Source organism: Spirosoma fluminis, from assembly GCF_054778895.1.
Window position 1 is genome coordinate 40076 of the sequence record NZ_BAAGZD010000045.1, and the last position, 19017, is coordinate 59092.

The window sequence follows — 19017 nt, forward strand, 5'->3', positions numbered from 1 at the left end:
GTGGGGCAAGCAGGTACCCGTGTTTAGAATTTAACGTTTAAACCAAAAGTCGTAACCCGGGTAGCCGGTACAACACCGTTGCTGACAACACCATCACTCGCGCTTGTTTCCGGGTCAACACCGTTATACTTCGACCGGTAGCTCGAAAAGATGAATGGCTGCTGAATGCTGGCAAACAAACGGAGCGACTGCATACGAAGTTTCGACGTAATGCTGGCCGGGAATGTGTAGCCAAAGTTGATATTCCGCACCTTCACGAACGTACCGTCGAAGTACAGAATAGCACCGTTATAGACGGGAAATTCCTGGCTCGAGTTTGGCCGTGGGAACTCATTGGTTGGATTGTTGGGGGTCCAGTAATCGACTTTGATCTGCTGGTACCGGCCCGCCAGTTGGTTGTTGTCCCGGTGGAAGCCGCTTAGAATGGTCTGACCGACCCGCGCGTAGATAAAGAAGTTCAGGTCAAATCCTTTATAGCTGAACCGGTTTGTAATCCCACCACTCCAGGTTGGAATATCGGAGCCCAAGAACACGCGGTCGTCGGCCGTAATTTTACCGTCGTTATTGGTGTCCTGTACTTTAATCTGGCCCACGGCGCTTTGGTAAGACTTAGCAGCATCGGCTTCATTCGTTTGCCAAATGCCTGCTTTCTTGTAATCGAAGAAGGCGGTCAGAGGCTTGCCAATAAAACGTTTGTTGCCTACGTCGTCAACTGCGCCATTGAAGAGCGAGATAATGGCTTCGGTGTTTTTAGTGAACACAATGTCGGACGTCCATTTAAAGCCGCTCTTCGTGTTCACGTTCACGGTCGATATACTGGCTTCTATGCCTTTGTTGTTGGTTTCGCCGATGTTTTTAGTTACCGCGTTAAAGCCAATTGACGTAGGCAGCAAATCCGAAAGCAGCAGGTCCGTTGTCCGGGTGTTATACAGTTCAATGGAACCCGCTACCCGGCCCCGCCAGAGGCTGAAGTCAACACCAACGTTGGTCGTAGTAGAGGTTTCCCAGCGCAGATCAGGGTTTCCGATCGTTTCGGGGCGGTATCCGTAGGCCGGTGTAGTCCCAAATGCATACACGGTACGTCCCAGCAGTCCCTGGGTTTGGTACGGTGCTACGCCCTGGTTACCTACTGAGCCATGACTAACCCGAAGTTTCAATAAATCGACCCAGGAAGAACCTTTCATGAAATCTTCATTACTGATATTCCAGCCCAGCGCAATACCGGGGAAGTTACCGTATTTCGTGTTTTCCCCAAACCGGCTCGATCCATCCCGGCGTAACGTAGCCGTCAGTAAGTACTTGTCTTTGTAATCGTAGTTGATCCGACCCATGAACGAGTTGATCGTCCATTGAACCAGGGCACTACCGACACCTAATACCGAACTCGCGTTGCCTACGTTGTAGAACTGCTGCGATTCGGCCGGAACCCCCTGCACCTGAATGGTATTACCTTCGGAATTATCGCGCTGAATGGATTGCAGGGCGGTGATGCCAAGATTATGATCACCAAACTTCTTGTTATACGTCACTACGTTCTCCAGCGTGTAATCGAAGTTGAACGTACTGGTATAGGAAGCTTGTGGGTCACCAAATTTCCGGGCATTTGTCTGCGAACCGATAAAGCGGCCAAACCGGTTGATGGTGAAATCAGGGCCGAAATTAACCCGGTATTTCAAGCCGTCGAGAATGTTTACCTCGGCATAAATACTGTTGAAGATCCGGTACTTTTTCCGTTCTTCTATTTGAGCGCCCGGTATAACTTCCGCGAGCGGATTGGTCAGTAACGCGTCATTCGTAGGCGAGAAAATCAGGTTTCCGTTGTCATCGTAAGGACGTCCAAGCGGATTTTGCTGAAGGGTAAAGTTATACGGGTTCAGTGACTCGCCATTGCGCAGGCTATACATCATGTAAGAGGAAACCCCTACTTTAAGCACCCGATTGATCTGGTGATCGATATTGGCACGTAGCGAGTAGCGGGTAAAATCCAGGCCCGGCATGATTCCTTTATCCTGGAAATAACCGGCCGAAATATAGAACTGGGTTTTCTCGCTGCCACCCTGAACGCCGATTGTGTGGTTCTGCTGGAAACCCTGTTTAAGAAGCAGCGACTGCCAGTCTGTATTACGTCCGGCGGCTAGCCCGGCTGCTACGTTGGGGTCACCACCCAGCACGGCTACTTTCGAGTCTGCGTACGGGTCAGCTACTCCCGTCGGAACCGGATTGCCGTTGGCGTCTTTGTAGTTATTTGTCGTCCGATACGCTTCCCGAACGAACTCGGCAAATTCAGAACCGCTGAACAGGTGTACTTTATCCAGCGCGTCGGTAACGCCCACGTAATTATCGTACGTGATGGTTGTTTTACCGTTAGGATTCCCCCGCTTCGTCGTAACCAGCACAACCCCGTTGGCACCCCGTGCGCCATAGATGGCCGTTGCGGTCGCATCCTTCAGGATTTCCATCGAGGCCACGTCGTTCGGGTTGACGTCTTCATACTCTCTCGCCAGCGGAATACCATCCACTACGTAGAGTGGGTCGTTACCGGCGTTGAACGAACGACGTCCCCGAATCCGAATCGTTGGCACTGAGCCCGGCCGACTACCCGACTGCGCTACGTCTACCCCCGCTACCCGGCCCTGCATGGCCTGGCCAATGTTGGTAATGGGCTGTTCGGTAATCTGCTTGGGCGTAACGGACGAAATGGCCCCCGTTGTCTGGCTCTTTTTCTGCGAACCATACCCAATCACAACTACCTCGTTCAGCGACCGGGTGTCCGTTGTCAGCGTGAGGTTCAGGGTGGACTTGTTACCGACTGTAATTTCCTGAGACACAAATCCTACGGCGGAGAAAACTAAATCGGCGTTATTGGAAGGGACACTGATCCGATACTCACCGTTGGCATCGGTGGTAGTACCACGCGTAGTACCTTTAACGGCTACGCTGACGCCCGGCAGCGGCTGGTTGTCGTCGCCGGAGGAAACTTTACCACTTACCAGGCGTTCCTGGGTGGGGTTTTCGACGGTTGTCCAGTTCGGTTTGGGAGCGCTGAACACCGGTTGGCCGAGCAGGGTTAACGCCGTTAGGCCAAGCAAAGACAGCCACGGTCGCGGTGGCGGTGAGGTAAACAGGTTATTCATTATAGGTACAGATTTAAGAGATTAGAAATCAAGGTAAAGGTTGTATTGTCCCTGCTTCTACTTCGACAGAGTCGCCGGGCTGAAGCCGAATTGGCTTTTGTTGCTTAACTAATAAATTGATTCGCCCCGACGTCAGCGCTACGTGCGTACATTTTGGCTGCTGGCGAACCCGAAAACTGGTGCCTACTGCTTCTACCGTCAGATCGTTCGTGTGTACGCGGAACAAACGGGCCGACGACGTATCACTTCGATGCGTAACCGAAAAATCAGCTTCACCCTGCAATAGCCAGACTGCGCGTGGCGTTTCGTCGGTCCATTGACGGGCAAAGCGAACGGCACTGCTTCCGTATAATTTTACCGTTGAGTTATCGGGCAATCGAATCAGTCGAATCTGACCCGGCTGCGTGGCTACCGTCCGGACGGATTGATTTGGACCGTACTGCATCCATAAGGCCCATCCCATCAGTCCTACAACCCCACAAACCGCAGCCAGCGTACGTATGAAATACCACCAGCCTACCACGGCCCGGACATCAGGCTGCAACGGGCGAACGTCTTCCATCGTTTGAAGCGATTCCCGAATGCGCCCCCATACTGACGAAATCTCATCCGTTGTCAGGGCGGGAAGCGCAGGACGACCTCCTTCCAGAATGATCAGACGCGCCGTTTCGACCGTATCCCCACAAGCTGGGTTTGCCGCCAGCCAGCCCTCCCAATACGCTACCACCTCTTCGTCGTCGGGGTGCTGCACCCAACGGACAAACAGGTCGTCGAGGGCGAACTCCTCAGCGGTATAAACAGAGTAGGGCTTACGGGACACGGTTTAGTATGTTGACTTTCACCCAAAAAGAGCAGGGTTTAAGCAGTTCTACTTATAAGGATCTGGGTAAAAAAAGAGTCATTTTTAAAGCGGGTAAAATTTATAGCTTTCGTTCTTTAGGCAGTTTTTTAGGATAGAGAAGGCTGCTAAAGTTTATTATTTATGAGATAATTTATTGATAGATAGTTGATTATCCTTTGTTCGTAAAGTGATTGTCAGTTAGTTTAGAAAGTAAGATCACTTCAGCCGATAGAATTAAAAGGAAGGTAGTAGCGAGAGCCGATCGGTTATTACGTAAACGGCTGCGATTCGCTGGCTGGCAGCAGATCCCTTGATGGAAGACTGTGCACGGTAACTAGCCCGGACGTCGCCCGGCCCCTGCTGGCTCTGTGAGGTTATCAGAATCAGATGGAGTCGAATCCACTGGTCAGTTCCAGGGTATGGTAATTTGTCCGATTGATTAAGAGACTTATAACCATTGTCGGCCTTCTTCGTTATGTTCTCATCAACGGTATGAACTCTCATGAGCCTGTGCAGGCATCTTTTACTCATTATCTGGATTAGTATTCCTGGAATAGCTTCAGCGCAAACCAAGGCGTCCGTTGAAGCACTAACTCATTTAAAGGTAGAGCCGCCAAATTCGGACCGGGCGCCTGAGTTGGCCCAGCCCAAGTCGCTTACGTTCACAGCGTCAACTGACCAGCGCTTTTTCTTTTTCAACGACACCCGGGACAACGAAAATCACCGGGTGCCCGTTAGCGTGTATGGGATTCGGGCGGGTTTTTTGTTTCCTGCGAGCCATCCGCGACCGGCGCTCGCCAGTGGTCGGCCGGCAAGTTTCAAGGCTGGAGCTGGGTTCTATTTTGTTAATCAGCGCTTGAACCGCCCCGGCCTGTTGCCGGGAACGGATGAGACGGTTACGCGGCACCTACGTATTGTAACCGTTTTTTATGAACGCTACTTATTACGTCGGAACGCGTTTGAAGTAAGTTTACCGCTCGAAATCGGATATGGTCATTCTCGATACGAAGTCAACAAAAACCTGCCCAACGAATACGAAGTGGCGCGGGGAGTTTTTATTCCGGCCGGGGTTGGCGTGGCAGCGGCATATCAATTTCCGGCGTTACGTTGGTTTAAGCCGCTGCACTGGTTTGGCTTCAATGTGCTGACGGGGTACCGGTTTATTCTAAAGAGGGACGTACCCGAGAGCCAGATCAATTACTCGGGCTTTTATATATCCATCGGGCCGTCTTTTTTCCTGGAAAACTTAACCAGTGATGTAAAGACCTGGCGGCAGCGACGAAAGCGAAAATAACTATCGGCGGCTGCTACCCGGTCAGCTTGTTGGGGCGCGTTTATAGTAGTCACTACCCTGTTGATCGTCAATCTTTCTATTTAGTGCCTGCGTCGTAGTCGGTCAGGACGTAATGCGCAATAGCGCCACTCAGAAAGCCCAGATGAAACGCGAGCGCTTTTTTATCATTGCGAATAAAGGGAACCAGGGCCATCAGCGTTTGACCGACCAAAAAAGTCGCATCCAATTTCTGGTGCTCTTTAAACGTAAGCGCGGGTTTGATACCAGCCGGTGTGTCCGTTAAGGCGTTGACCGCCAGAAAGCCAGCCCCCAACGCCTGATACGTTCTGGTCGCTTTCGCATTTAAGCCCATCACCGACGGAACCAACAGCTGAACACCTGCGAATACATAATCAATAATGCCGTGCAGTTCCGGCTTTACGGGTTTGTTGTTTATTGTCGTCACAAAAAAATAGCTACAAATCAGTTTGTGATTGATCCAAGGTGATAATAGGGAAAAGGCGCTGGCAATGGGGTAATAGGGGCGTTGCAAATTTCGGCCGTAGCCGGGCCAACCCAAACGTATGGGCGTTCTGCTAGCAGTGTTGTTAGCTGAAATTAGCCTGCTTTGGCTTAAAGTGGTACAGTGCTCAGTTCGTCTGTTCGTTTGCCGATGGCTGGTTTTGGGGATCTAAGGTGTCTTTCAGGGCCTGCTCTCCATACTCGCGCTGGAGTTTGCCCAACTCTTTGTCGGATCGGGCATCGGTATGGTCGGGATTGCGGATGGTGCCCGGTTGTAGGTCATGTTTCTTTTCCAGGTTACCTACCTGAATATCAGAACGGTCTCTTCGGGTCTTGCTCATGATCGGGTTGAGTTGGTTAGCCAATACGTAGTAGACACGTCAATCAACCTCTTTGTTTTCGTAATGAGCCAGGGAGAAGTGGATGGAAAGCCTGACATTCATTAGTAAGGCTAAACGAACATGTATGTAGTGAAGCTATTCGCATAGATAGGTCTCTGTACATACGTAATGTTTACGTCTGTTTACCCCCTTTTTAAGATTGGTTTTTACCATTGAGCTATCTGGGAAATTTAGCTCGTAATGCGTGATAAGTAACTGTTTGTCAAATACTTATCTGGCTGTGTTTTTAGGTGAAAAATGCACTATATAGCGCTCATGTGTGTTATTTATATGACAAACAAACCAACGTTATGTACTGTATAAAGTGTGGTAATCCGATTCCTGAAGCGCGCTTGAAAGCCCTTCCGACCGCCAGAACTTGTGTGCATTGTTCGTCCGCTCAGCGGGTGGCTGGTTTTCCGTTGATCACCGGTAAGACGGAGTATTCGGCGCTTCAGATTATGTCGCAGCAGGAGGCATCCCGTTTGCAGAAGATGCAGGCGCGTCGCGGTACTGGCGCTTCGCTGTCCATGACACGCGAGAAACGCAATTAGCTGATCAACTTTGGCGCACGGCCGTTCTGACAAGGAGCGGCTTTTTGTTTTTCAACCCGATGGAGCGCACAGCCGCCAGGCAGATAGGCTAAAAAGCAGGATGGTTAATTCATTTATTAAGCCGCCGGGTGTTACTTGCTTTACTCGTAAGAATTCTTTTATCTATGAAAACCATCCTGATCACCTTAACCCTTGGTTTACTGGTAGCTTATCAGGCGAGTGCGCAAGTGTTCGTCGATGGTGTTAATGTCAATGAGCAAACGATAACGTACTGTCAGTTGATCGGCATAAACCGGACAATCTTCAGCGGTACGCGCATCTGGATTGATTACGGTCAGCCTAAATTCACGACGGCGAATTCACAGCAGATTAGTGGACAGGACGCTGTTGCCAGGAAGTTCAATTCCGTGATGGACGCGCTGAATTTCATGGTGCAGAACGGCTGGGAACTGGTTAGCTCGAACGTAACATCGAGCAAAGAGGAACCTACCACCTACGTGTATTTGCTGCGGAAACGCGTCCAGTAAAAGAGATGGACTATCCAGGTAAGGTTTTTGACGTTACACACCAAACGGAAATTCCTCTACAATTTCCCATTTCTGCCCACTATGCCTGAGCAGGGTAAGAGCCGAGGCTGTAAACAGGCGCTCGTACGGTTGGGCTGAAAAGTAAGCCCACGCTTCCGAAAACGTTGATCGGCTTAAATCTCTAAAGGCCACTGTCATGTGCGGATGAAACGGCCGTAAATCGAGCGGTACGTCCAACTGACGGTGACAAAACGAAGCCAACTGCTGCTGACAGTCCAGAAGCGCCTGCTCCTCCGCAACATGAACGAAAATAACGCGGCTACCGAACCGACCGAAATTTATCAGTTGAACCGAAAAGGGCAGTTGTTGCTCCGCGAAATCCTGCAACGCTGAAAATGAAGTCCGATCGGTTCGGAATGGAGGAATCAGCGTAACGTGCGGGGGCGACTTCAACGCATGACCTGAACCAAACCGAGCCTGCGCTTCCCGCTTAAAATGGGTCACTTCATCCTGAATGGCCAGACCAGGCAGTAAAGCTACGAAATACAACTGCATAGCGTTTCCAAATTTTTTCAGCAAAGTTCAGATCCTGTTTGAATCTGTTTGTAACTGAGTTTTGCTCAGATGCGTTGGATTATGTTCGAATGACCTATACTTTTTCTACTAAATCTAAATATTTAAACGAGTTTATGGATGACAATACTTATCTAATGGGATAGGGGTAGTAAGTTTGGATAAAAACACAATTCAGATTAGTTTCTGGTTGTTTAATATATATATCCTACAAGTAACTGAAACCGTGCTTAATCGAAAGAGCTCAAACGTATTAGCCGCTACGATCCGTCGTGTGCTGATTGGGTTACTCCTGTATGGTGGCCTGCCGGGCGCGTACGGACAAACAACGTATTACGTAGCATCTACCGGTAGCGACGCCAACAACGGCCGATCGGCCAACGCGCCGTTTCAGACCATAGACAAGGTAAACAGCCTTGTCTTGCAGCCGGGTGACAATGTCTTGTTTAGGCGGGGCGATACCTTTCGCGGAACCGTACAGATTCGCCAGTCAGGAAACGCCGGCAATCCAATCATTATCGATGCGTATGGCTCCGGAAATAAGCCCGTATTGGCGGGTTCGGTTCCTGTCACGAACTGGACCAGCCTTGGCAATAATACGTGGCAGGCTGACTGTCCGTCCTGCGGTAGTCGCGTAACGGGGCTATACCTGAACAATTCTATTTTACCGCTGGGCCGGTATCCGAACCTGAACGCAGCCAATAAAGGCTATCTGACCATACAATCGCACGCTGGCAAATCGCAGATTACCAGCCAGCAGGGGCTCCCCGCCAATTTTACCGGGGGCGAGGTAGTAATACGTCCTGTACAGTGGATTCTGAACCGGGCTACGATTACGCAGCAGAGTGGCAACACCTTGTCGATCAGCTATGATTCCGGCTACGAACCCGCTAACAACTGGGGCTACTTTATTCAGAATCACCCGGCTACGCTCGATCAGAACGGCGAGTGGTATTACAATGCAGGTTCGAAAAAAATTCAGCTTTACAGCGACCAGAACCCCAACGGACAGTCTATTACGGCGACGGCTTACGGCGAAGGGGTGAGTCTGTCGAACGTAAACTACGTAACGGTTCGTAATGTCCAGATTACGCAGACCCTGAACACGGGACTGGCAGTTACGAACAGCTCGAATCTGGTGTTCTCGGGCGTAGAGATTACCCGTTCGGGCGAAGATGGGGTGGTAATTGCCGGTTCGGGCAACAACGTACTGATGGAAAACGGCCTGATCGAAGACGTTAACAATAACGGGTTCACCATTCAAACCTACCAGAATTTCACGTTCCGGGGGAATATCGTTCGGCGGATCGGTCTTGTGCCGGGCCAGGGCAAAAGCGGTGACGGTACCTACACTGGGTTTCAGTCTGCCTGTACGGCTAATACGTTGATTGAGAACAACGTGGTGGATAACATCGGCTATAATGCCGTTAATTTTTCAAACAGCACGGTACTGCAACGTAACATAATCAGCAACTACTGCTTAACCAAAAGCGATGGGGGCGGTCTGTACATCTGGAATGGCAACAAGCAGCCCATGAACGGCATCCGAATCAGCTCGAACGTCGTGTACAACGGGATCGGATCGCCCGAAGGAACGCCCGGTGGAACCTACTCAGGCGCGAACGGAATCTACCTCGACGATTGTACGACGAACATTGAGGTAACTGACAATTCCGTTTTCAACTGCCGAGGGCTGGGCATTTACCTGCACGGCTCGTCGAATGTGCGCGTAACGGGCAACACCGTGTATAATAATGGTGAAGGGCAACTGGCCATTACCGACATACCGGGTGCTTGTTCCCCTCGCGACAATATCGTTCTAAACAACGTATTGGTGAGTCGCACGGCCGATCAGTTTGTAAATAAGTACGAGTCGCACCAGAACGACCTGAGCAGCTACGGTCAGTTTGACAATAACGTGTATGCCCGGCCGTCCAGCGATGCGCAGAAGATTTTTATCGTCTATAACAACGGTTCAGGTATTGTTGGCGAGAGTATTTCGCTGGCGAACTGGCAAAGCCGCTACGGTAAAGACCCCAATTCCAAGAATAGTCCGGCAACTTTTACGGCCTCTCAAAATCCTGATGATAACATTAAGCTGGTATACAACACCACCGGCAATCCAGTCCAAACGTCGGTAAGCGGTCCGTTTCAGGACGTGCGGACGGGTACGGTATACAATGGCCAGGTGTCGATCCCCGCGTTTTCGTCGATGGTGCTGGTGAAGCAGACGGGTCAAACGCCAACGGCCCCGCTACGCGATCCGGAAAATCCGGCTAACACAGTCGCTGGGCTTGACTACGGCTATTACGAAGGGAACTGGAGCACACTCCCTAACTTCGACGCGCTGACGGCGCAGAAATCGGGGAGTGTGGGAAATGTGGATTTGTCGGTTCGAAATAGGGACAGCCAGTACGCAATTCGTTACAAGGGCTACATCAGCGTACCAGCGGATGGACAATACACGTTCTATATAACTTCCGACGACGGCAGCAAGCTACTCATCGGCAGCACGGAGGTGGTTAACAACGATGGCCTCCACGGTGAGCAGGAGCGGACAGGAACCATCGGGCTGAAAGCGGGTAAGCACGCGATCACAATTTCGTTCTTGCAGGGCGGTGGTGGTCAGGCTTTAACGACCAGCTACAGCGGTCCTGGTCTAACTAAGCAGGCAATTCCGGCATCTGCCTATTTTCGGGTGGGTACCGAGCCCCAAACGCCTGCCACGCCTGGAACGGGTTCCGGACTTCGGGCCGAGTATTTCAATAATATCAGCTTGACAGCACCAGTTGTGCTGACGCGCACCGATGCAGCCGTAAACTTTGATTTCAGTACTAACTCGCCGGCATCGGGTGTGATAAATACCGACAATTTCTCGGCGCGCTGGAGCGGTCAGGTGCAGGCTCCGGTAACGGGCAATTACACGTTCAGCACAACGTCTGACGATGGCGTTCGGCTCTGGGTAAACGGCAATCAGGTCATTAGCAACTGGACAAGCCACGGACCAACAACTGACAACAGCGCATCAATTGCCCTGACAGCGAATCAGAAGTATGACATTCGTATGGAATACTACGAAGGAAGCGGTGGCGCTACCGCCAGGCTGTTGTGGACCTACGCCGGACAGGGGCAGCAGGTAATCCCTCAGGATCGATTGTATCCGGCCACGGCTCCGACCAGCAATACGGGCACGGCACCTACCGGGAATGCGGTGTACTTGTCGGATTTGACCTGGGCGAGTATGACCAACGGCTACGGTCCTGCCGAAAACGACAGAAGTAACGGAGAAGCCGGTAGCACCGATGGCCGGACTTTGAAACTCAATGGCGTTACGTATGCGAAAGGCGTTGGTACTCATGCTGCCTCCGAAATTACGTATAGCGTGGGGGGGCGTTACAGCACATTTATAACCGATATGGGTATTGACGATGAAATTGGCGATGGGTCCTGCGGCTCCATTGAATTTCAGGTATACGTAGACAACGCGCTGGTGTATAGTAGTGGGACGATGACGCCGATAACCGCAACCAAATCAATCAGTCTGAACGTATCGGGTAAACAGACGCTCAAACTGGTAGTTAGTTCACTGGGCGATGCCTGTGGAGACCACGGCGACTGGGCGGGGGCGCGGTTGATTCCATCGACGACGGGATCGGGTAGCGGTACCGGCACGTACTTATCTGATTTGACCTGGACAAGTATGAACAATGGGTATGGACCCGTCGAAAAAGATCGGAGCAACGGAGAGGCTGGGGCTACGGACGGTCGTCCGTTGAAACTCAACGGCGTCACTTACGCCAAAGGTTTAGGAACGCACGCGAACTCTGAAATCACCTACAATCTGGAAGGTCGGTACAATACGTTCATTACGGACGTAGGAATCGATGATGAGATCAGCGATGGGGCCTGCGGATCGCTGGAGTTTCAGGTATACCTGGATAATGTGCTCGCCTATAGCAGCGGGACCATGACGCCAACCTCGGCCACCAAATCCGTCAACCTCAACGTATCAGGTAAGCAAACGCTCAGACTGGTGGTTAGTGCCTTGGGCGATGCCTGCGGAGACCACGGCGATTGGGCCGGAGCACGGCTGACAAGTGTCAGTGGCGGACGAGTAGGGGCCATCGATGAGTCAGGAGCCAGCGAATTCGTACAGGTAAATGTTTATCCGATACCCGCCGGTGATGAGGTGCGGATACGGTACCCGGCCAAAGCGGCTGGCGAGGTAATTGTGCAGTTGATCAATGCGGCAGCGGTTCCGGTTGCTGAAACCATTCATCAGGCCACCGAAGGCGAGAATCTAATAAAGGTAGCGGTGAGTGCGCTTCCCCGCGGGCTTTACGTATTGACGTTGACCCAGGGACACCAGCGCATCAGCCGAAAAGTGATCCTCGCTGACTAAACCTGATTCTAGGCCAAAGCGAGCAAAAAGCAGCAGCAAAACCTTCTGTTCAACGTCTTTTCCGATACTGGATCGACCACTGAACAGAAAGTTTTTGATTAGTGCCTGACTATATCAAGCCGAAACTGAGGCTTCCCACCGCAGGGTAACAGCCTGTTCAATGTCTGGATGCAGGCTAATGGCTACCGGACAAGTATGAGCAATCTTTTCCAGCTGGGCACGGGCCGCTTCATCAGGCATAGGGTCAGCCCGAAGCACCAGACTCACTTCAATGCGGGCGATACGTCGCGGAGGCTGGCTGGTCATAATTTTTGTCACATCGAGCTCACTGCCCTTAAGTTCGATGCCATCGCGTCGGGCAAAAATACCCATGGTCGTAATGATGCAGGTACCGAGTGCATTCGCCACCAGGTCGGTTGGCGAAAAGGCTTCACCACGGCCCTGATTGTCAGTCGGAGCATCGGTGTTGATCTGGGTTCCGGATTGAAGGTGAACGCAGGCGGTACGTAACTCGCCGAGGTAATCAATGTGAATTGTCGCCATTTTGGTTTTAGGTGGTAGTCCTTACGTCAGGCCGTCGAAACGACATGACTCAGAAAATGACCATTTTACTTTTTCGCCTAAACATAAAAATTATGGATTGGTTACGCTAATAGGCCGGGCTGATTTTGTGAGATGATGATAAATTAGTAGCTTTATTTCAGGAATTTACGAAGATGCGAACATTATATATACTAGTAGGGTGGATGCTGATGAGCCTGTTTGCAGCCACGCCGGTTGTTCAGGCACAAAATACCGATGCAGAAGACGATGATTACCAAACCGAAACTACGTTTGGTATCACAACAAACACAAACTCCGGCATTGTTGGCGGCTTTGCGTTTCGGCAATCGAAACAGCTATCAAGTACGTTCTTCGGCCTGCCGCAATACCGCTATCTGAGCGTTGAACTTGTTAACGTAAAGCACCCCAAAGAGATCCAGTCATCGGTCAATTCGGTTGGCTCACGCTACATTAGTGGGAAAGAAAATTACCTGTTTGTGCTTCGCCCGCAATACGGTCGCGAGGTGAAGCTGTTTCGACGGAACTCCGACGAAGGCATTGCGGTAAGTGGTATTCTGGCGGGTGGCCCCTCGCTGGGCATCATCAAGCCCTATTACCTGGAGGTGTCCTACGGCAACTCAACGCGCACCGTTCCGGCTTCCGAGGTGAATGGGTTCCAGACCGCTACGGGTGAAGCTGTTACCGGTGCTGGTGGATTTTTCCAGGGCCTCGGCGAATCGAAATTAACGGTTGGTTTAAACCTGAAAGCCGCGCTGAGTTTCGAATTGAGCGCATTTCGTAACAACACAACGGGCGTGGAAATTGGCTTCTTAACGGAAATTTTCCCCAGTAAGATCGTCATCATTCCGAACACCGACCCCGCCGGAGGCCGCGAGCTGGGCAATCGCAGCTTCTTTACATCGGGATACATTACGCTGTTTTTCGGCAGCAAGAAATAGTAAAAAAGAGGAAAAGCTGGAGGGGGATGAAGCAGGCAAGGGAGCGTGGTGACATATCTCCTTTTCCTCCTTACATCCCCCTCCAGCTATTTTGATGAACTTTACATCCGAAAAACGAATTTTGTTGGAAAGGATTGAGGAGCCATGATCGAACTACCCGTAATACCCTCCGAACAACAACGTAAAAAGAGACCTGATTGGCTGCGTGTGAAGCTGCCAATTGGCCCCGAATATGCCAAAGTCCGTAAGTTGGTGGACGAGCATAAACTCCACACCATCTGCGAGAGCGGTAACTGTCCGAATATGGGCGAGTGCTGGGGAGCAGGCACCGCTACGTTCATGATTCTGGGTAACGTTTGTACCCGGAGTTGTACGTTCTGCGCCGTAGCGACGGGACGGCCAAATGAATACGATACCGACGAACCCCGGCGCGTGGCCGAAGCCATTGTGCTGATGAAGGTGAAACACGCGGTGATTACGTCCGTTAACCGGGATGAACTTAAAGACCGGGGGGCTGAAATCTGGTACCAGACCGTGCGCCTTATTAAAGAAGCATCACCCACGACGACCATAGAAACGCTGATTCCTGACACAAAAGGCAACTGGCAAGCCCTCGAACGTATGATTTCGGCGGGGCAGGAAGTCGTTTCGCACAACATGGAAACGGTAGAGCGTCTGTATCGTCGGGTGCGCCCGCAGGCCAGGTACGAACGGAGCCTGGAACAGATTCAACGAACGAAGGCATACGGGCAACGTACTAAATCGGGCATCATGCTCGGTCTGGGCGAAACGCAGGATGAGGTCTTTAAGGCCATGGATGATCTGGCCCGGAACGGACTGGATGTGTTGACCTTAGGGCAGTATCTGCAACCCACCAAAATGCACCACGAAGTCATTGAGTGGATTCATCCGGAAACGTTTGCCATGTACAAGGAAGAAGGCCTGAAACGCGGGTTAAAGTATGTTGAATCAGGGCCGCTCGTTCGGTCGAGTTACCACGCTGAAAAGCACGTTAATGTGTAAGGGGCGAAACCGATTTGCAAACAATTTCGCATTCCGTTTATTTTACCAGAAGAGTCCGGACAGCCGCCCGGACTTTTTCTTTGCTGAATGAAAAAATACGACTTCATCATCGCTGGAGGTGGAATGGCCGGGCTAAGTCTCGCTTACTACCTTACTCAATCTCCGCTGCGCGACCGCTCGATTCTGATTTTGGACCGCGAACAGAAAAACCGCAATGATCGAACGTGGTGTTTTTGGGAACGTACCGCCGGACCTTTCGAAGAGATTCTGTTCAGAACCTGGAACGGGGTTAGCTTTCACGGCCCTACGCACGCCGGGCCGCTTGACATGGGTCAGTACCGCTACAAAATGCTGCGGGGAATTGATTTCTACGAGTTTGTGCAGAATGAACTGGCCAAATGGCCCAATATCGAACAGAAGCAGGCCACCATCAACCGGATTAAAGACACGCCCCAGGGCGGCTTTGTGATCGCGGACGACGAGCCTTACATTGCTGATTACGTGTTCGACAGTACGTTTTCGCTAAAGCTGGATAAGCCCCAGAACCATAACTTGTTACAGCATTTTAAAGGCTGGGTTATTAAAACTGCCAATGCTTGCTTCGACCCGGCCCAGCCAGAGATTATGGACTTTCGCGTTGAGCAGGGGGGAGATTGCCGGTTCGTATATGTCATGCCGTTCGATGCACAGACGGCGCTGGTTGAGTTTACCCTTTTTAACGACAAACTCATGGTCGACGACGAATACGAAGCGAATTTACGGGACTATATCGATCGGTTTCTGGATGCGGGCACGTATCAGATTTGCGAGACCGAAGCAGGCATTATTCCCATGACTGACGAAGAAACCCACGAAAATCCGTCGGAGCACATCGTTCGGATCGGTACGGCCGGAGGATTCACCAAGCCCTCAACCGGCTATACGTTTCAGCGGACCCAGCGGTACCTGCGTTCTATTGTGACAAATCTGGCCCAGACGGGTAAGCCCGACCGACACTTGCCTTGGTTTAAGCAGCGCTTTAAATTGTACGACAGTGTTCTGTTGAACGTATTGGAAAACCGACGCCATCCGGCCGACGACGTATTTTCGCGTATGTTCTCAGAGAACCGACCGGCCACCGCGTTTAAATTTCTCGACGAGGACACTCAGTTTTCCGAAGAGATCCGCTTGTTCACGACTATGCCCTGGTGGGCGTTCACCTCGGCTTTCTTTGACGTAATGCGACGGAAATGGGTTGGTTAAACCCCATTCTTCTGCTTAACTCTATGTCGTTACCTGCCCGAAAATACGATCCCAGTCGCTGATGAAACGGGGGAGGCTAAAGCGTTCCCCTGCCAGCTTGCGTGCGTTCTCACCCATCCGACGCGCTTCGTCGGGGTTGTCGAGCAGAAATTGCATAGCTTGCCGTAGCTCGCCGGGGTTATTGGACACAAATCCGTGAATGCCATTTTTAATGACCACCGGAAGTTCCGTCGTCGCCAGGGCTACCACGGGCATGCCAATCGTTAAGGCTTCGATAACGGCCAGTGGCAGGCTGCTGTAGCGCATAAAGCTGTAGAGAAATCGATATTCCGCTACGTGTTGATGAAGCCGTGTGTAATGAATTTCGCCGATGCCGCCAATGTCGGCCGAACCCATACCAACGGTGGTGAGCGGTAGCCCATCGGCCCTGAACGACTGATACAGATCAAAGCCCGCCATGCGCCCCCGTCGTTGCATTTCGTTTACGACAAAGATGCCTTCCCGACGGCTGCCATTGTAACGTAGCGTTGGGTCGATAGCGACGCTGTGCTCCACAACCGCCGTAGGCGTAGTGCCGTTGTCCCACATCAACCGGTTGTACTGCGTTACGTGCACGAGCAATACGTCCGGATCATCGGCGGCCCAGTGCCGCGAATCGGTCGGGTGCGGCTCGGGGCTGTTGTGCTGCAAGTAGATTTTAGGGAGATTGCGCTGATCGGCGGATAAAATCTCGAATTGATCTTCCTTGTAATTCTGGGGCGTCTGAAAAATAATCAGGTCGAGCTTTAAATTCTTTACTTCCTCGGCTGGGACTTCCCGAACGTAATCCGGCATGGATGAGCCAACGCCCCGACCGATGTAGCCTTCCGAATTGTTTTCTTTTTTGGGTAAATACCAGTTATGTTCAGTTTGGGTAATGGCCGTCAGATAGGCACCATGAATGTGCCAGATCAGGATATTCAATTTACGCATATGAGCCTTACCTGCAACGTGAAGGGGTTGTTACGCTAATTTAGCTTACGGCCGAATCGCCGTACCGACCCGCAAAAGGCCTGGTAAGCTCCTTTAGCGATATTAATTCGGGTTTCTTGGCGAATAACCCGTTTGCCCCCAATGAATAAACTCGTAGCTTTGTGGTTTCAAACTAAGTCATCCAGAGCAGCAATGCCTTATCTTTTCACTTCCGAGTCCGTCTCTGAAGGACACCCCGACAAAGTCGCCGACCAGATTTCTGACGCCTTAATTGACAACTTTTTGGCTTTCGACCCCGCCAGTAAGGTCGCCTGCGAGACACTTGTTACCACAGGGCAGGTTGTATTGGCCGGTGAAATCAAAACCGATACGTACCTAGACGTTCAAAAAATCACTCGGGAGGTAATCCGGAAGATCGGCTACACCAAGAGCGAGTACATGTTTGAAGCGAACTCGTGCGGTATTTTTTCGGCCTTACACGATCAGTCAGCGGACATCAATCAGGGTGTTGACCGGGAAGTTGCCAGCGATGACTTTGAAACCCGCGCCAATGCGCAGGGAGCCGGTGATCAGGGTATGATGTTTGGCTACGCGACCAACGAAACGGACAACTACATGCCGTTGCCGCTGGACTTGGCCCACGCGATCCTGCGCGAGATGTCGCATATCCGGAATCACGAGAACGATCTGATGCCTTATCTGCGGCCCGACGCGAAGTCGCAGGTAACGATCGAATACTCCGACGACCATCAGCCGATCCGGATTGATACGATTGTTGTATCGACCCAGCACGATGAGTTTGCCGATGATAAAACGATGCTCGACAAGATCAAATCGGACGTCATCAACATCGTTATTCCGCGGGTTAAAGCTGCGCAGAAAACGGAGTTGCACACCCTCTTTACCAACGACATTACGTATTACATCAACCCAACGGGTAAGTTTGTGATTGGCGGTCCGCACGGCGATACGGGCTTAACCGGGCGTAAAATCATCGTCGATACGTACGGCGGCAAAGGAGCGCACGGTGGTGGAGCTTTTTCAGGTAAAGATCCCTCGAAAGTGGACCGCTCGGCAGCCTATGCAACCCGTCATATTGCCAAAAACATGGTAGCCGCTGGCCTTTGCGATCAGGTACTTGTGCAGGTATCCTACGCTATTGGCGTCGCTCAGCCCTGCGGTCTTTACATCAATACGTATGGCACTGCTAAGGTTGACGTGAACGATGGCGAGATTGCCCGTATGATCGAGCAGATATTCGATATGCGCCCTTACGCTATCGAGCAGCGCCTGAAGCTCCGCAATCCGATCTACTCAGAAACGGCTGCGTATGGACACATGGGCCGCAAGAACGAGATTGTGAAGAAAACCTTTGGCTCCAATGGCCACTCGAAGGAAGTTGAGGTAGAGCTGTTTACCTGGGAGAAACTCGATTTTGTTGATAAAGTCAAAGAGGCCTTCGGATTATAGTTTGTAGAGTATCACAAACGAAGAAAGCCAGCCCGATCGGGCTGGCTTTCTTCGTTTGTGATACTCTGGTTATAACTCATCGGGTTCGAAAACCTCATCTTCTTTCATTCGGGACTTTGCTTCAACAATTTCCGAGCTGGAGAAGTCGTTGCGTTTCTGCTTACAGCGAACGAGTTTGTCTTTCAGTACATCGAGCAGACGGTCCGTTGCGCTCTCGAAGCTTTTGTCAGACTCTTTAACGAACAACTCCTTGCCAGGAATCATCAGCCGAATCTCAACGATTTTCTCTTTAATCCGGTTAGAATCAGCTCCTTCCAGCCTTAAGAATACTTCTCCGCCGATGATTCGGTCGTGGAAGGTGTCTAACTTGTTGAGCTTAGCCTGGATGAAATCTAACAGGCTCTGATCGGCCGTAAAGTGGACGGCATTAATTTTTAGTCTCATTGTGTCGCTTTTTAAGTGAATTGAAACAGAACATCAATGGACTACCTAAGTTTGGCTATCTGGACCATAAAGTCAAGAGGAGCTACGAAAGATGCAACTAGGTTTCACGTTTTTTTACGTAATGGCCGATTCAGGGTCTGTTAACGCGCCACTTACAA

General features: G+C 51.2%; 16 protein-coding genes. 8 read left to right on the forward strand and 8 right to left on the reverse strand.

The window, feature by feature from the left end; genetic code table 11:
- Positions 1–23: 23 nt before the first annotated feature.
- Positions 24–3134: a SusC/RagA family TonB-linked outer membrane protein gene (locus ACYVBJ_RS27330; protein WP_460985471.1), complete on the reverse strand. Its 3111-nt coding sequence runs from the start codon at positions 3132–3134 to the stop codon at positions 24–26.
- 28 nt (positions 3135–3162) lie between these two features.
- A complete protein-coding gene (locus tag ACYVBJ_RS27335; RefSeq protein WP_460985472.1) occupies positions 3163–3954 on the reverse strand; it encodes a FecR family protein in 792 nt (263 codons plus the stop codon).
- 523 nt (positions 3955–4477) lie between these two features.
- On the opposite strand from ACYVBJ_RS27335, the gene ACYVBJ_RS27340 reads away from it, so the two are divergent.
- Positions 4478–5269, forward strand: a complete 792-nt coding sequence (locus ACYVBJ_RS27340) for a hypothetical protein (RefSeq protein ID WP_460985473.1) — start codon at positions 4478–4480, stop codon at positions 5267–5269.
- Between the two features lie 76 nt (positions 5270–5345).
- Here the strand turns inward: ACYVBJ_RS27340 and ACYVBJ_RS27345 are convergent, their stop codons facing one another.
- Positions 5346–5714, reverse strand: coding sequence for a hypothetical protein (locus ACYVBJ_RS27345; protein ID WP_460985474.1), 369 nt, complete (start codon positions 5712–5714; stop codon positions 5346–5348).
- 184 nt (positions 5715–5898) lie between these two features.
- Positions 5899–6111 carry a hypothetical protein gene (locus tag ACYVBJ_RS27350; RefSeq protein ID WP_460985475.1) on the reverse strand — a complete coding sequence of 71 codons (213 nt, stop codon included), beginning with the start codon at positions 6109–6111 and terminating at the stop codon, positions 5899–5901.
- Between the two features lie 350 nt (positions 6112–6461).
- Here ACYVBJ_RS27350 and ACYVBJ_RS27355 point away from each other — a divergent pair, with 350 nt between their 5' ends.
- On the forward strand, positions 6462–6704 hold the full coding sequence (locus ACYVBJ_RS27355; protein WP_460985476.1) for a TraR/DksA family transcriptional regulator: 243 nt from the start codon (positions 6462–6464) through the stop codon (positions 6702–6704).
- A gap of 164 nt (positions 6705–6868) precedes the next feature.
- On the forward strand, positions 6869–7231 hold the full coding sequence (locus tag ACYVBJ_RS27360; protein ID WP_460985477.1) for a hypothetical protein: 363 nt from the start codon (positions 6869–6871) through the stop codon (positions 7229–7231).
- Positions 7232–7264: 33 nt separating this feature from the next.
- Here the strand turns inward: ACYVBJ_RS27360 and ACYVBJ_RS27365 are convergent, their stop codons facing one another.
- Positions 7265–7786: a 2'-5' RNA ligase family protein gene (locus tag ACYVBJ_RS27365; protein WP_460985478.1), complete on the reverse strand. Its 522-nt coding sequence runs from the start codon at positions 7784–7786 to the stop codon at positions 7265–7267.
- A gap of 244 nt (positions 7787–8030) precedes the next feature.
- Here ACYVBJ_RS27365 and ACYVBJ_RS27370 point away from each other — a divergent pair, with 244 nt between their 5' ends.
- Positions 8031–12206: an NPCBM/NEW2 domain-containing protein gene (locus tag ACYVBJ_RS27370; RefSeq protein WP_460985479.1), complete on the forward strand. Its 4176-nt coding sequence runs from the start codon at positions 8031–8033 to the stop codon at positions 12204–12206.
- 114 nt (positions 12207–12320) lie between these two features.
- On the opposite strand, the gene ACYVBJ_RS27375 is transcribed toward ACYVBJ_RS27370, so the two are convergent.
- Positions 12321–12749 carry an OsmC family protein gene (locus ACYVBJ_RS27375; RefSeq protein ID WP_460985480.1) on the reverse strand — a complete coding sequence of 143 codons (429 nt, stop codon included), beginning with the start codon at positions 12747–12749 and terminating at the stop codon, positions 12321–12323.
- Between the two features lie 173 nt (positions 12750–12922).
- Here ACYVBJ_RS27375 and ACYVBJ_RS27380 point away from each other — a divergent pair, with 173 nt between their 5' ends.
- The 3 genes from ACYVBJ_RS27380 (at position 12923) to ACYVBJ_RS27390 (ending at position 15973) form a co-directional block, all read left to right on the forward strand.
- Positions 12923–13708: a hypothetical protein gene (locus ACYVBJ_RS27380; protein WP_460985481.1), complete on the forward strand. Its 786-nt coding sequence runs from the start codon at positions 12923–12925 to the stop codon at positions 13706–13708.
- 144 nt (positions 13709–13852) lie between these two features.
- Entirely contained in the window at positions 13853–14731 is an 879-nt protein-coding gene (gene lipA, locus ACYVBJ_RS27385) for a lipoyl synthase (protein ID WP_460985482.1), read from the forward strand.
- 87 nt (positions 14732–14818) lie between these two features.
- The gene (locus tag ACYVBJ_RS27390; protein WP_460985483.1) at positions 14819–15973 is read left to right on the forward strand and encodes a lycopene cyclase family protein; all 1155 of its coding nucleotides are present in this window, start codon (positions 14819–14821) and stop codon (positions 15971–15973) included.
- Positions 15974–15994: 21 nt separating this feature from the next.
- On the opposite strand, the gene ACYVBJ_RS27395 is transcribed toward ACYVBJ_RS27390, so the two are convergent.
- Positions 15995–16945: a glycosyltransferase gene (locus ACYVBJ_RS27395; RefSeq protein ID WP_460985484.1), complete on the reverse strand. Its 951-nt coding sequence runs from the start codon at positions 16943–16945 to the stop codon at positions 15995–15997.
- A 192-nt stretch (positions 16946–17137) separates the two neighbouring features.
- On the opposite strand from ACYVBJ_RS27395, the gene metK reads away from it, so the two are divergent.
- Positions 17138–18415 (forward strand): methionine adenosyltransferase, encoded by a 1278-nt coding sequence (gene metK, locus ACYVBJ_RS27400; protein ID WP_460985649.1) that lies wholly within the window; start codon positions 17138–17140, stop codon positions 18413–18415.
- Positions 18416–18484: 69 nt separating this feature from the next.
- Here the strand turns inward: metK and ACYVBJ_RS27405 are convergent, their stop codons facing one another.
- A complete protein-coding gene (locus ACYVBJ_RS27405; RefSeq protein ID WP_460976372.1) occupies positions 18485–18859 on the reverse strand; it encodes an HPF/RaiA family ribosome-associated protein in 375 nt (124 codons plus the stop codon).
- Between the last annotated feature and the right edge of the window lie 158 nt (positions 18860–19017).